Annotated in this window: 12 protein-coding genes; 9 read left to right on the top strand and 3 right to left on the bottom strand. The window is 65.5% G+C overall.

Translation table 11 applies throughout. The features are described from left to right. Nucleotides 1–36: 36 nt before the first annotated feature. A complete protein-coding gene (locus tag D9601_RS09800) occupies nucleotides 37–2,301 on the bottom strand; it encodes a PAS domain S-box protein (RefSeq protein ID WP_198353813.1) in 2,265 nt (754 codons plus the stop codon). 137 nt (nucleotides 2,302–2,438) lie between these two features. Between D9601_RS09800 and D9601_RS09795 the strand changes: the two genes are divergently transcribed. The 7 genes from D9601_RS09795 (at nucleotide 2,439) to D9601_RS09765 (ending at nucleotide 8,273) form a co-directional block, all read left to right on the top strand. Then, the gene (locus D9601_RS09795) at nucleotides 2,439–3,614 is read left to right on the top strand and encodes a zinc-dependent alcohol dehydrogenase (RefSeq protein ID WP_198353812.1); all 1,176 of its coding nucleotides are present in this window, start codon (nucleotides 2,439–2,441) and stop codon (nucleotides 3,612–3,614) included. A 12-nt stretch (nucleotides 3,615–3,626) separates the two neighbouring features. After that, nucleotides 3,627–4,214: a hypothetical protein gene (locus D9601_RS09790; protein ID WP_198353811.1), complete on the top strand. Its 588-nt coding sequence runs from the start codon at nucleotides 3,627–3,629 to the stop codon at nucleotides 4,212–4,214. Beyond that, the gene (locus D9601_RS09785) at nucleotides 4,211–4,726 is read left to right on the top strand and encodes an SRPBCC family protein (protein WP_198353810.1); all 516 of its coding nucleotides are present in this window, start codon (nucleotides 4,211–4,213) and stop codon (nucleotides 4,724–4,726) included. Before D9601_RS09790 ends, D9601_RS09785 begins: the two co-directional genes overlap by 4 nt. An 11-nt stretch (nucleotides 4,727–4,737) precedes the next feature. After that, nucleotides 4,738–5,901, top strand: a complete 1,164-nt coding sequence (locus D9601_RS09780) for a zinc-dependent alcohol dehydrogenase (protein WP_198353809.1) — start codon at nucleotides 4,738–4,740, stop codon at nucleotides 5,899–5,901. A 53-nt stretch (nucleotides 5,902–5,954) separates the two neighbouring features. Further along, nucleotides 5,955–6,263 (top strand): putative quinol monooxygenase, encoded by a 309-nt coding sequence (locus D9601_RS09775; RefSeq protein WP_198353808.1) that lies wholly within the window; start codon nucleotides 5,955–5,957, stop codon nucleotides 6,261–6,263. 45 nt (nucleotides 6,264–6,308) lie between these two features. After that, nucleotides 6,309–6,869: a type 1 glutamine amidotransferase domain-containing protein gene (locus D9601_RS09770; protein WP_198353807.1), complete on the top strand. Its 561-nt coding sequence runs from the start codon at nucleotides 6,309–6,311 to the stop codon at nucleotides 6,867–6,869. A gap of 324 nt (nucleotides 6,870–7,193) precedes the next feature. After that, the gene (locus D9601_RS09765) at nucleotides 7,194–8,273 is read left to right on the top strand and encodes a potassium channel family protein (protein ID WP_198353806.1); all 1,080 of its coding nucleotides are present in this window, start codon (nucleotides 7,194–7,196) and stop codon (nucleotides 8,271–8,273) included. A gap of 453 nt (nucleotides 8,274–8,726) precedes the next feature. On the opposite strand, the gene D9601_RS09760 is transcribed toward D9601_RS09765, so the two are convergent. Then, a complete protein-coding gene (locus D9601_RS09760) occupies nucleotides 8,727–9,632 on the bottom strand; it encodes a LysR substrate-binding domain-containing protein (protein ID WP_198353805.1) in 906 nt (301 codons plus the stop codon). Nucleotides 9,633–9,717: 85 nt separating this feature from the next. Between D9601_RS09760 and D9601_RS09755 the strand changes: the two genes are divergently transcribed. Together D9601_RS09755 and D9601_RS09750 are read left to right on the top strand one after the other, a co-directional pair. Then, entirely contained in the window at nucleotides 9,718–10,752 is a 1,035-nt protein-coding gene (locus D9601_RS09755; RefSeq protein WP_198353804.1) for an aldo/keto reductase, read from the top strand. Between the two features lie 10 nt (nucleotides 10,753–10,762). Then, entirely contained in the window at nucleotides 10,763–11,935 is a 1,173-nt protein-coding gene (locus D9601_RS09750) for an MFS transporter (protein ID WP_198353803.1), read from the top strand. Nucleotides 11,936–12,047: 112 nt separating this feature from the next. Here D9601_RS09750 and D9601_RS09745 read toward each other — a convergent pair whose 3' ends face one another. Then, nucleotides 12,048–14,135 (bottom strand): catalase, encoded by a 2,088-nt coding sequence (locus D9601_RS09745; RefSeq protein ID WP_198353802.1) that lies wholly within the window; start codon nucleotides 14,133–14,135, stop codon nucleotides 12,048–12,050. Nucleotides 14,136–14,157: the final 22 nt, after the last annotated feature.

Below are 14,157 nucleotides of genomic sequence, written 5' to 3'. Positions count from 1 at the left end.
CGTGCGCCGCGGGCGACGGCGGCATAGGGATAGTCCCTAGGTAGGCTTCCGGGCCTTCCCCGCCGCCTTTGACGACGACAGCCCGGCGGCGAGCGCGATCTGGCCGAGTTCGGTGAGGCTGCCTGCTCCCAGCTTGCTCATCACCTGTGCACGATGCAGTTCGACGGTCCGCGGACTGATGCCGAGCGTTTGCGCAATGACCTTGTTCGTCCCGCCGTCGATCAATCCGACGAGCACCTCACGCTCGCGTGGCGTCAATCGTCCGATTTGGGCATTGACTGCTTCGTCCCGCGACGACGACCCTGTTGTCGCGTGGCACTCCGCCAGGGCCGTGGCCAACGTCTCTCGCAGCACCTCCTCCTTTTCGCACAGGACGTAGTCGATCGCCCCGGCCTTCATCGCGGCGACCGCTGCTTCTGCACCAGCCTCCGGTTCGTCCAGCGCAACGGCCGGCAATGCGATCGACCTCGCCTTGAGTTCGCGCGGAACAGTAAGGCCGTCCTCCCGCGCTTTGCGAAGGTCGACCAGAACGCAACCGGGCGCCAAAACCGGAGCGATGTCGAGAAAGGCGTCCGCGCTGTCGAAGAGGCGGGCCTGATAGTCGATCGTTCGTACCAACCGGGCCAGGCGACGCGCCTCCGATGCCCTGGCGCTGATGATATAGACCTGCCGGCTATCCTCCTGCGTCAAATTCTCGGCGATGCCGCCGATGCGCATGATCGCACCGTCGTCATCCCGGATCGGGAAACTCGTGTCGCGTAGCCACCGCACCCCGCCATCCCTCGGCCTGACAATGCGATACTCATGTTGTACGACCTCGCCGGCCGTGACCGTTTCCATCGCCCGGGCAACGGCGGATCGATCGTCAGCGTGGACATTTTCCATCCATGCCTCAACCGTGGTCGGCGCCTCGTCACAGGGGATACCCCATATGCGCTCGAAGGCGGCGCTGCGATAGACGATCTGGCCTGCGGCGGGATCGACGATCCACAGCAGGTTGCTGCTGTTCTCCGCGAACCCGCGGAACTGCGCCTCGCTCGCCCGCACGGCGGCCTCGTTCCGCCGCTGCTTGGACACGTCGACAGCCGCGCCGATGAAGGCTGTGGGGCGGCCGTGCTCGAATGTGGTGCGGCCGAAGGTGGCGATGTGGCGCAGGACGCCGTCGTCGCGTCCGATCACCCGATATTCGATCGAATAGCGACCATCGCCCGCCGGGTCGACGCAAGCGGCGATCGCATCGCGCACCCGCGGCAGGTCTTCGGGATGGATTCCATTCTCGTACACCGCCGTGTCGACCGGCGAGCCAGGCGGAAGGCCCCACATCGCGCGTAAGCGGTCATCCCAGTCGAGCGCTCCGGTGACGGGATCCCAAGCGTAGATCCCCAAGTCCGCCAGCTCGGTGGCGGCCCGCAACCGCGCCTCGTTGCGCTTGACCTTCTCCTCGAAGGCGCGCCGCTCGCTGGTGTCGCGCGATACGCCGACGACGAGTTCGACGGTGCCCTCCTCGTTGCGGACCGGTCCCCACAGATAGCTGAAATAGGCAGCGTGACCGGTGGGGCTCTCGTAGAATACCTCGTCTTCGATCGTCACGGCGTCCCTGAAGATCCGGTCGATTTGATCGTTGAGGTGGGCTGCCAGGGCGGTCGGATAATCGAGATCGGCGAAGGTCCGCCCCAACATTTCGGCACTGGTAAGGCCGAACAGGCCCAGCATGACCGGGTTGGCATAGACGAACCTCCGCTCGGCATCGAAGGCGTAGACATAATCCGGGATGGAGGACAGTGTCGCTTCCACGAAGCGGGACTGGCTCGCGAGTTTCGCGGCTGCCACCTCGATCTCCTCGCCGGCGCGCTTCAAATCATCGACATCCTGCACCACCACGATCGCCTCTGCATGGTCGGCGTTCTCGCGATGGAAGGGTACGGCGCTGATCCGCATCCAGCGTTCCGGCGCATTACCGGGATCGTAGAGGAAGTCGGTGCCGGGCATCACGCGCTCCCCACGCAGCGCGCGCGAGCCTGGGTAGTCGCCAGGCTGTACCGGCCGGCCATCGGCGTCGTAAGCGCGCCATCGGCGGGCTTCAGCCGGCTGGCGCGACGGCAGGCGGTCGAGATGCCCATAAGCCCGAAGGCATCGGTTGGAGAGGGTGACATTGCCGTCGGCGTCATAGACGCCGATGCCAAGCGGGAGATTCTCGAGGACCGAGGCGAGCAGCAGGCGCTCGTCCCGTAGCGCTCGCTCGACCTCTCGCAAGATCGCTGATTCGAGTGCGATTTCGTTAGACAGCCGATCTTGCGGCATCTTGCCGGCACTCCCGCAGGTGATTTGCCGGCGTGCCGGCAAGCTCTTTCGGCTGGGTAAGGTTCCCTAGGGATCGTCCGTATGGGGATGAACCGAGCCATGCGGCAGTTCGACGGCATCCCTTCAAGGAGACCGGCATGAAAGCCTTAGTCTGGCACGGCAAGGAGGACATCCGATACGACACGGTGTCCGACCCTGTGATCGAGCATCCCCGCGACGCCATAATCAAGGTTACCAGCTGCGCGATATGTGGTTCAGATCTCCACCTTTTCCATAACCTCGTTCCCGCGATGCTGCCCGGCGACATCATGGGGCACGAGACCATGGGCGAGGTGGTCGAGGTTGGCAGCGACGCCAAGGGCAGCCTGAAGAAGGGCGACCGGGTCGTCATCCCCTTCACCATCCAGTGCGGCGAGTGCGACCAGTGCCGCCGCGGCAACTTCTCGGTGTGCGAGCGCACCAACCGCAAGAAGGAGCTGGGCGACAAGGCGTTCGGCCATGCCACCGCCGGGCTGTTCGGCTACACCCATCTGACCGGCGGCTATCCCGGCGGACAGGCCGAATATCTGCGCGTGCCCTTCGCCGACACGACCCATATCAAGGTGCCCGGCGGGATCGAGGACGAGAAGCTGCTGTTCCTGTCGGACATCTTGCCGACCGGCTGGCAGGCCGCGGTACAGGCCGATATCCAGCCCGGCGACACGGTCGCGATCTGGGGCTGCGGCCCGGTGGGCCAGATGGCGATCCGCTCGGCGATCCTGCTTGGCGCCGAACAGGTGGTGGCGATCGATCATCTGCCCGAACGCCTGTCGATGGCGGCTGCGGCCGGGGCGATCACGATCAACTTTGAGGAGGAGAGCGTCGTCGAGCGGCTCAACGAGCTGACCGCCGGCAAGGGGCCGCACAAGTGCATCGACGCGGTCGGCACCGAAAGCCACGTCAATTTCGGCCAGCCCGATACGGTGCTCGACCGCGCCAAGCAGATGCTGATGGCGGAGAACGACCGGCCGCACGTGCTGCGCGAGATGATCTATGTCTGCCGGCCCGGCGGCGTCATCTCGATCATCGGCGTCTATCTGGGCCTGGTCGACAAGATCCCGATGGGACAGGCGATGAACAAGGGCCTGACCTTCCGCATGGCGCAGGCGCACGTGCCCCGCTGGACCGGCGATCTGCTGCGCCGGATCGAGGACGGGCAGATCGATCCCTCGTTCGTGATCACCCACAAGGTCGACCTGTCCAAAGGTCCCGAGATGTATGCGACGTTCCGCGACAAGGCGGATGGCTGCATCAAGGTCATGCTCCAGCCCTGAAGGACGCTTGCCATGTCACTCACCAACATCACCGGCGTCGCCCGGTCCGAGGGCGACCCTCGCGTCGAGCGCAAGGGGCCGAGCTCCTTGAGCGGCGCCGACCGTCTGTCTCGCGCGCTGGGCTGGTTCTCCATCGGGCTCGGCGTCACCGAGCTGGTGGCACCGGGGCGGCTTGCCCGCACCCTCGGCCTCGAGGGCAAGGAGGGGCTGATCCGCGCCTATGGCGCGCGCGAACTGGCGAGCGCGGTGCCCACGCTGTCGGTCGACAAGCCAATCGGGCTGGGCGCGCGCATCGGCGGCGATGCGCTCGACCTCGCGACGCTCGCCACGGCGCTGGGGCGTGACAACCCCAAGCGCCACAATGCCGCGATCGCCACCGCCCTGGTCCTCGGCATCACCTTGCTCGACGTGGCTGCGTATACCGGCGTAAAGGCCGCGCACCGTCGCTCGTCGGGCAGCGCGCGCGATTATTTCGATCGGTCGGGCCTGCCGCGAGGCGCTCAGGCGTCGCGCGGTCTCGCGCGCAAGGACTTCGACATTCCACCCGATTATCGCGCCGAAGGCACGGTCGCAGCCGCGCTGCCGGTGGTCGCGTCATGAGCGCCCCCGCCGCAGAAGCGGAACTCGACGGTTCCGCCCGTGCGGCGGTGACGATCGGCAGACCCGCCGACGAGCTCCGCCCGCTCTGGCTCGATCCCGCTACACAATCTCGCATCTGGACGCATTTCGCCGACGTGACCCCGCTCGACGATCGCACGGCCGACTGGGTCGCGCGCGGGCCGGCAGGCGGCGAGTATCGGTGGCAGACCAAGGTCGCCGACCCGAACTCGAGCGATATTCGATGGTCTGCCGTGAATGGCGCTGACATGCCGAATATCGGATCGCTGGTCTTCCGGCCGGCACCGGGCGACCGCGGCACCGAGCTCCACCTGGACGTGCACTTCGATCCTCCCGGCGGGGCCGTCGGAGCGGCGATCGGCAAGCTCTTCCACATCGCTCCCGCCGAGATCGTGCGCAAGGCGCTCTACAAGTTTCGCGCGCTCGCCCTGACCGGCGAGATTCCGACCACCGAACCCCAGCCCGCCGCCCGCCGCGGCGGCACCGACCGCTAGGAGCCAGGCCGATGCGCGCACTCTGCTGGAACGGCATCAATGATCTGCGGGTCGAGACGGTGGCCGACCCCGAAATCCTCAACCCGAAGGACGTGATCCTCAAGGTCCGCCTGACCACCACCTGCGGGTCGGACCTGCATCTCATCGACGGCCTGATCCCGACGATGCGCGAGGGCGACGTCCTCGGGCACGAGTTCATGGGCGAGATCGTCGATGTTGGGCGCGACGTGACCAGGGTGCAGCGCGGCGATCGCGTCGTCGCCCCCTCGTTCATCGCCTGCGGGCAGTGCTGGTATTGCGCGCACGACCTCTATTCGCTGTGCGACACCAGCCATCCCAAGCCGGAGCTGCAGGAGCCTCTGCTCGGCTATCCGACGGCGGGCATCTACGCCTATTCGCACGCCTTTGGCGGCTATGCGGGCAGCCACGCCGAATATGTCCGCGTGCCCTTCGCCGATACCGACTGCTTCCTCGTGCCCGATGGCTTGGCCGACGAGGACGCGCTGTTCATTTCGGACGCCGCTCCGACGGGGTTCATGGGCGCGGACTTCTGCAACATCCAGCGCGGCGACGTGATCGCGGTCTGGGGCTGCGGCGGCGTCGGCCTGATGGCGCAGCAGAGCGCGATGATCCTCGGCGCCGAACGCGTGATCGCCATCGACCAATATCCCGAACGGCTCGCCAAGGCTGAGTCCTTCGGCGCGATCCCGATCGACTTCACCAAAGTGGACGCGGTCGATGCGTTGAAGGAATTGACCGGCGGGCGCGGCCCTGACGCGTGCATCGATGCCGTTGGCATGGAGGCGGCGGGCACCGGACTTCAGGGCGCCTATGACCGGGTGAAACAGGCGCTGTATATGGAAACGGACCGCGGCACGGCGTTGCGCCAGGCGATGCTCGCCGTGCGCAAGGGCGGCACGTTGTCAATCCTCGGTGTTTACGGGCTGATGGATAAGTTTCCGCTCGGGCTGCTGATGAACAAGGGGGTGACCGTGCGCACCGCGCAGCAACACGGCCAGGCCTATGTCCCGCGGCTGCTCGAACATGCGCAACGCGGCGAACTGAAGCCCGCGGCGCTGGCTACGCACCGCTTCTCGCTCGAGGAAAGCCCGACCGGCTATCACATGTTCAAGCACAAGGAGGACGGCTGCCTGCGCGCGGTGTTCGCGCCCTAGGGCCGCCGCGGGCCAATGTCTTCACGATACCGGTGAAACAACGGAGACTCACAATGGCGACGCAGGTCAGCAGGGCACTTCTGGTTCGCCTCGAAGCATTGCCCGGCAGGGAGGATGAGGTTCGCGACTTTCTGAACCGGGGCCAGTCGATCGTCGACGGGGAGCCTAAGACAGTCAGGTGGTTCGGTCTTCAGTTCGGTCCCTCGTCGTTCGGGATTTTCGATGCCTTTCCTGACGATGACGGGCGCCAGGCCCACCTGTCGGGTGCGGTCGCGACCGCGCTGACTGAGAATACAGGCGTGCTTTTCGAAACGCCCAGCATCGAAGAGCTCGATGTCGTCGCGGAGAAGGCGCCGACCTAAGCGCACGTCCCCGCCGCCGCGTAACCTAATCATAGGAGATGGAAAATGCCGGACGACACGCTGAAGGGCATGAAGGTCGCGATCCTGGTGACGGATGGCTTCGAACAGGTCGAGATGACCGAACCGCGCAAGGCGCTCGACGCGGCCGGCGCTGACACCCGGCTCGTGTCGCCGAACACCGATCAGGTCAAGGCGTGGCAGTTGACGGATTGGGGCGATACCTTCCCCGTCGACCTGCCGCTGGCCGAGGCTAGTCCTGACGCCTTCGACGCGATCCTGCTGCCCGGCGGCGTCATCAATCCCGACACGTTGCGGATGAACGAGGACGCCGTCGTCTTCGCCCAGGCCTATATCGATGCCGGCAAACCGGTCGCTTCCATTTGTCACGGACCCTGGACGCTCATCGAAACCGGCAGATTGCGCGGCCGGCGGCTCGCATCCTGGCCGTCGCTCCAGACCGACGTCGAAAACGCGGGCGCACAATGGGTGGACGAGCCGGTGGTAGTGGACGGCAATCTGGTCACCAGCCGCAAGCCGGACGACATTCCGGCGTTCAATCGCGAGATGATCGCGCTGTTCGGCCGGGCGCGGTCCGGCCACGCGTAGCGGTCGGCCGATTGATGTCGGCGTGGTCGCCGCGAGGGGTGGAAGGCGCCCTTTCGGTACTGGCGCGCATAGGGTCTCGGTCGTCGGCCGGGGCAGCTGGTATATCGACGAGGCGCACCGGTCGTCTGCGGTGGTGGCGCTTCGTCGGGGCATGGATGTGGGGATGACCGGAACGACCTCGCCCGGATCGGCGCGGCGTTTGCGCGCGACGCCAATCCGCGCCGGCTTCCCGCGCTGTAACCCGATCGGCCACCAACCTGCTGGCGCCACGCGTATCGTCGGCCGGGCGGTCGGCGACCGGAAGCTTGAGACGAGGAGCCGAACATGACCGTAGGACAGGGTGTCGGAGCGGCGCTGATGCTACTGTTTCTCGCCGACGTCTTCCTGACCGTCTTATACGCCCGCGCCGGCACCGGACTGCTCGCGCCGCACTGGAACCGCGGAATATGGGCGCTGCTTCGCGGCGTCTCCAAGCTGGCCGGCAGGCGCGACAGCACTGTTCTCACGTTTGCCGGTTCGCTCATCGTCGTCTCGCTGATCGGCTTCTGGGCGATCGGTTTGGTGCTCGGTGCCGCGCTGATCATTCGGCCCGAGCTCGGCACCGCCATCCGCCCGTCTAGCGGCGCATCCTCCACTGACTTCGCCACCGCGCTCCTCGTAGCGGGCAATAGCCTATCGATCGTCGGCGGCGGCGACTATTCGCCCCATACAACGGGCGCACGGCTATTTTTTCTGCTCAATTCGCTGATCGGCACGTCGGTGCTGTCGCTGGTGCTCAGTTATCTGGTTCAAGTCTATTCGGCTCTTCGCGAGCGCAACGCGCTGGCGCTCGCGATCGACCTGATGAGCGACGGCACGGGTGACGCGGCGGTGATGCTGGTCAGGCTTATGCCCCGAGGCAAGGCAGGTGACGCGACCAGCGAGCTCGGCAATCTCGCCCGGTCGCTCGCGGCGACCAAGGAGGCGCATCACTTCTATCCCCTGCTCTTCTACTTTCGCTTCGAACAGCCGCTGTATGCGGTGTCCAGGTTCAGCTTTGTTCTCCTTGACGCGATGACGCTGATCGACACCGCGCTCGATCAGGACCGCTATGGCGCCGTCTCAGCTTCTGCGCCTGTCGCGGCGATCCGCCGCGGCGCTCGATTGCTGCTAGAAACCCTCGACTCTCATTTTCCGACTGGCAGCGCCCGCAATGATCCTTCTGCGGAAGCCTGGCAGTTCCGCCAGAGCTATAATGCTGCGACCAGAATCCTTGCGGAGGCGGAGATCGCGACGTCGCCGAACGGCGCGAAAGCATATGTTGCCGCGCGCAGCGATTGGGAGTTGCTCGTCCGGCGTGTGGCTCCGACGCTTGGCTATTCGATGCCGGAAATCGATAGGCGAGCAGAAATCGTGGCATCCTGACGAATGGCGCCGAAATAGAGATGGCTGCCGATTACAAGATGAACGGGCGGCAGGGGGGAGGAGCTGAGCAGAACACGCTGAGCGAACGCTTCCGAGTCGTCATGACGGAAGGGCGGAGCAGCCGCTAAGGGCCACATTTGGTCATAGAAGGTGGACGGTGTTGCCCAATTGCGGGCATTCCCGCGCGCCAGCAAAGCTAGTGAACGAGCAAGGCATATCCGTTGGCCAACCCCAATGTCGCGTCAGCGAGTTGGGGGGCCAATTCGTGCGATAGCCACAGCATATAGACCGGTACGATCGTTCAGAGGAAACACCAAAAAGCGGCGCTCGTCGGGCCGAAGACATTCACACGATCTGGATCGCGGGTATCGTAGCAGACCCGCAAGGTGAGGTGTCGAAGCTGTAACAGCGGAGGGGAACGATCTAGCAGCCTCGAATGGCCGTGATTGGATCTTAACGCAGATTGCGCGCCAGAAAGTCCACAAATACCCGCACTCGGGCGGGCACGTTGCTGCCACCGACGAAGACCGCATGGATCTGCTCGACGTCGCCGGGATTGAAGCTTTCGAGAAGAGGCACGAGCGCGCCTGTCGTCACCTCGTGAGCGGCGCTGAACGCGCCCACCCGGGCAATGCCGACGCCGGCCGTGGCAAGCTGTGCCAATGTCTCGCCGTTATTGGCCTCGATGCTTCCGCGTACAGACAGGCTGAAGTCGTCACCGTTGCGTTGGAACGGCCAGACCGGCTCGGCGCGGCGGAAGTTGAAGTTCAGGCAATTGTGCCGGAGCAAGTCCTCCGGCTCCTCCGGCACGCCATGCCGCGCGAGATAGGCTGGCGATGCGATGATCACGCGACGGGTTTCGCCCAACTTGCGCGCGGTCAGCGCGCTGTCGGGAAGCGGACCGAAGCGCACCGCCACATCAGCCTGGCCCGCCGCAAGGTCGACCAGCGTGTCGGACAGGGCGATGTCGACGACGATGTCGGGGTACAGCTCCACGAAACGGCCGAGCAGCGGCACGACGCAGAGTCGCCCGTGCGACAATGCGGCGCTAACGCGCAGCCTGCCGCGCGGCGCACCCTGATCGGCGATCAGCTGCTCTGCATCGTCAAGGTCGGCAAGGATACGCCGCGCCGCCTGAAGGTAGCTTTGCCCCTCGGCGGTCAGCGACAGCGCGCGGGTCGAGCGCAGCAGCAGGCGCACGCCAAGGCGGGCCTCGATCCTGTCGACAGCGCGGGCCACTGCCGATGGGCTCATGTCGAGCACGCGCCCGGCAGCCGAAAAGCTTCGCTGCTCCACCACGGTCGCGAATAGCGCCAGTGCACGTGCGCGATCGGTGCCGCCCGTCAACTTTGCGTTCATGGCAAAGATCCTCTGCTCGTGCACGTCCTATTATGACCCGCTGCGAGCGTCCATCTATGCGCCACGACAGCATAAGGGATGAGACATGGAGTATCGGCAACTCGGCCGCTCGGGCCTTCGCGTGCCCGCGCTCAGCTTCGGGACGGGCACATTCGGCGGCAAGGGGCCGCTGTTCAGCGCCTGGGGTCAGAGCGACTCCGCCGAGGCACGACGGCTGATCGACATCTGCCTCGAAGCGGGTGTCACCCTGTTCGACACGGCGGATGTTTATTCCGCCGGCGCTTCCGAGGAGATCCTGGGGCAGGCGATCCGCGGTCGGCGGGACGAGGTGTTGATCTCCACGAAGACGGGCTTGCCGATGGGGGACGGACCGCAGGATTGGGGCGCGTCGCGCTCTCGGCTGATCCGCGCCGTGGATGCCGCGCTGCGCCGGCTGGCCACCGATCGTATCGACCTCTTGCAGCTCCACGCCTTCGATGCCGCGACGCCGACCGAAGAGGTGATGGAAACGCTGGCCGCGCTGATCGCGTCGGGCAAGGTCCGCTATGCCGGCGTTTCCAACTATCCGGGCTGGCAGTTGATGAAGGCACAAGGCCTTGCCGATCGACACGGCTGGCCGCGCCTCGTTGCGCATCAAGTCTATTATTCGCTGATCGGCCGCGCCTATGAGGCCGACCTGATGCCTCTTGCAGCGGACCAGGGTATCGGTGCGCTGGTGTGGAGCCCGCTTGGCTGGGGTAGGCTGACCGGCAAGATCGGCCGAGATCGTCCGTTGCCAGAATCCAGCCGCCTGCACGAGACTGAGCAATTTGCCCCTCCCGTCGCGCCCGAGCACCTGTATCGCGTCATCGATGCGCTGGAGGTCGTCGCCGCAGAGACGGGCAAAACCCTGCCGCAGGTTGCGATCAATTGGCTACTGCGACGGCCAACCGTGTCGTCCGTCATCATCGGCGCGCGGAACGAGGAGCAGCTTCGTCAGAACCTGGGTGCAGTGGGCTGGGCGCTGACGAGGGAACAGATTGCGGCGCTGGACGAGGCCAGCGCCGTGCTGCCGCCCTATCCCCATACGCCCTACCGCCAGCAGGAGGGCTTCGCCCGCCTCGCGCCGGCTCTTGTGTGAGGATCCAGAGATGAAGATCAACCCAGGCTTGCTGGCCCTGGCCATCGGCGCGTTCGGCATCGGCGTGACCGAGTTCGCCCCCATGGGGCTGCTGCCGGTAATTGCACATGACCTTCACGTCTCGATCCCGGCCGCGGGGCTGCTCATCAGCGCCTACGCCTTGGGCGTTCTGATCGGCGCACCGGTGATGACGCTGACCACCGGGCGCGTGCCGCGGCGCACATTGCTGATCGGATTGGCCGCTATCTTCACGGCGGGCAACCTGCTGGCGGCGATATCGAACAGCTATGCCATCCTGCTCGCCGCGCGGGTCCTGACCGCGTTCAACCATGGCGCCTTCTTCGGTGTCGGTTCGGTCGTGGCCGCCAGTCTGGTCGCGCCCGAGAGGCGCGCCAGCGCGGTGGCGGCGATGTTCATGGGGCTGACGATCGCCAATGTCGTGGGAGTGCCCGTGGCGACCTGGGCCGGCGAACATCTTGGCTGGCGTGCCTCCTTCTGGGGTATTGCGGCGCTGGGCGTCGCGATGATGGCATCGCTACGGCTGACCTTGCCGCCGCTGCCCGCGACGAGTGGAGAGAGTGCGCTGGCGGAATTGCGCGTACTGACCCGTGGCCCCGTGCTGGCAGCATTGGGCCTCACGGTCGTCGGATCGAGCGCGATGTTCACCGTTTTCACCTATATCGTGCCGATCCTGCGGGAGGTGACGCAGGCCTCGCTGGGCTTCGTTACCGCGATGCTGGTGACCTATGGTTTGGGACTGACCGCCGGCAATTGGCTCGGCGGGCGCTTTGCCGATCGGTCCGTCGATCGTACGTTGATCGTGACGCTCGCGTCGCTGTCGACCATCCTGGTCGCCTTTGCCGTGCTGATGCCGCATGCCGGCCCGAGCGCGGTGCTGATCTTCCTGTGGGGCACGGCGAGCTTTGCACTGGTGCCGCCGTTGCAGGTGCGGGTCATGTCCGCTGCTGCCGAAGCGCCGAACCTCGCCTCGGCGGTGAACATCGGGGCGTTCAATCTCGGCAATGCCATTGGCGCGGCGCTTGGTGGCGGCGTCATTGCCGCGGGCTTCGGCTACCCCGCCGTGGCGCTTGCCGGCGCAAGCACATCCGCCGCAGGGCTTCTTGTGCTGTTGCTCGTCACGCGCACCCCTTCGAAGCCGAGCCCGCTACCATCGCCGAGCTAGGCCCAGCACGAGAGGAGCAGGCATCTGCTTTTGGGCTCCACCGTGATCCAGTTGAATGGCCGGAAATGGGTCACGGTGGCTGGCCAGACGCCCTGGCCAGCCACCACAGCGTTTATGCTAACGTGCGCACGCTCGGCTCGCGGTCCCAGTAACGCTTCTTGGCCGCCTCCACGAACCCGGACAGATCGGTAATCCCTGGATCAGGCTCGACGCCGGCCTTGTCGAGCAGCGGCTTGGCCGCCGCATTGTGCCCGATCGCCTTCAGGTGCCCGAAGGCATCCATCACCCACTGCACCGCGGCACCTTCCTTGACGAGCTTGGCGCAGGCGGCGTCCGCCAGGATCACGGCGCAGGCATCGACCGTCACCGATGGCTGGCCGAACAGCTGCGCGTCCGCGGCGATCGTGCTGCCGTCGGACAGCGGTACCTTGCCGACTTTGGGCGCGATCGTCATCGGCGTGCCGCCGGCGGCCTTTACCGCTTCCTGAACCGCCTTGAGTTCGCCGGCGTCCGTTCCTTCGGCAATCAGAATGCCGACCGTGCGGCCCTGCAGCGTATGCTTTTCCAGGGGACCGCGGATGATCCGCAGCGCGGGCGAGATGTCCATGTCGAGCACCGGTGCGGCGGTCTTCGACGGCTGTGGCAGGTCCATGGCGAGACCGTCGGCGACGCGTTGCGCCAGATCCTCGTCGACGTTGCGCAAATTGGCCATCATCGCGATGCGGATATGCTCCAGGCTGACCTTGCTCAGCTCGAATACCAGCGCCGAGGCGATATGCGCCTGTTCCGCCGGGTCCATCGATCGGAAGAACAAGCGCGCCTGGCTGTAATGGTCGGCGAAGCTCTCCGGGCGAATGCGCAGCTTCTGGCCCTGCTCGCCCGACGGGAAGGTCGTGTAGCCGCCGTCCGGGTCCTCGCGCGCGCCGGCTTCCTCACCCGCCTGCGCCAGGCTGTTGGGCTCGTAATTGGCGCGGCCCTTGGGCACCGCCATTTGCATGTGACCGTCGCGCTGCTGGTTCATGAACGGGCAGCCCGCCGCGGCGGCGCGGCCCTTGGCGGCATTGATCGGCAACTGGTGGAAATTGACCGAGCCCAGTCGAGACAGCTGCGTATCGGTATAGCTGAACAGCCGCCCCTGCAGCAGCGGATCGTTGCTGAAGCCGATCCCCGGAACGACGTGGCTCGGCACGAACGCCGCCTGTTCGGTTTCGGCGAAGAAATTGTCGGGATAGCGGTCGAGTACCATGCGCCCCACGATGCGGACCGGCAGCACCTCTTCAGGAATGATCTTGGTTGCATCGAGCACGTCATAGGGCTGGCTGTCGGCGAATTCCTGGTCGAACAACTGGACGCCCAGGTCCCACGTCGGAAAGTCACCGCGGTCGATGCTCTCGAACAGGTTGCGACGCTGGAAATCGGGATCGGCACCGGCGATTTTCACCGTCTCGTCCCAGATCGTCGAAGCGAGGCCCGCCTTGGGCTTCCAGTGGAACTTGACGAAGGTGCTCTTGCCCTCCTCGTTGATGAAGCGGAAGGTATGGACGCCAAACCCCTCCATATTGGCGAAGGTCCGCGGCAATGTGCGATCCGACATCGCCCACATGATCATGTGGGTCGATTCCGGCATCAGGCTGATGAAGTCCCAGAAGGTGTCGTGCGCGGTCGCTGCCTGCGGATAGCCGCGATCCGCCTCCATCTTGGCGGCATGGATCAGATCGGGGAATTTGATCGCATCCTGGATGAAGAAGACGGGGATGTTGTTGCCGACCAGGTCCCAATTGCCCTGGCGGGTATAGAATTTGACCGCGAAGCCGCGCACGTCGCGCGGGGTGTCGACCGACCCCGCGCCCCCGGCGACCGTCGAGAAGCGGGTGAAGACCTCGGTCCGCTGGCCCTTTTTCTGAAACAGGTCGGCGACGGTGATGTCGGCCAGACTCTCGGTGCATTCGAAATAGCCGTGTGCGGCAGATCCGCGCGCGTGGACGATGCGTTCAGGAATCCGCTCGTGATCGAAGTGGTTGATCTTCTCACGGTAGATTTCGTCTTCCAGCAGCACTGGGCCACGCGGCCCCGCCTTGAGCTGGTTCTGGTTGTCGGCGATCGGCGTGCCGTGATTGGTGGTGAGCACCGGATAGTTTTCGCCGGCGGTTTGATGCGTTTCGCCGCCCGAACCGGCGGTATGTGAGACTGTCTCGGCCATGTTAGCTCCCTGGGATATGGAG

It is taken from the genome of Sphingomonas sp. MA1305 (assembly GCF_016107325.1).
Lineage (GTDB): Bacteria > Pseudomonadota > Alphaproteobacteria > Sphingomonadales > Sphingomonadaceae > Sphingomonas.
The sequence above is the reverse complement of the archived record's forward strand: the minus strand, read 5'-3'. Positions and strand labels throughout refer to the sequence as shown.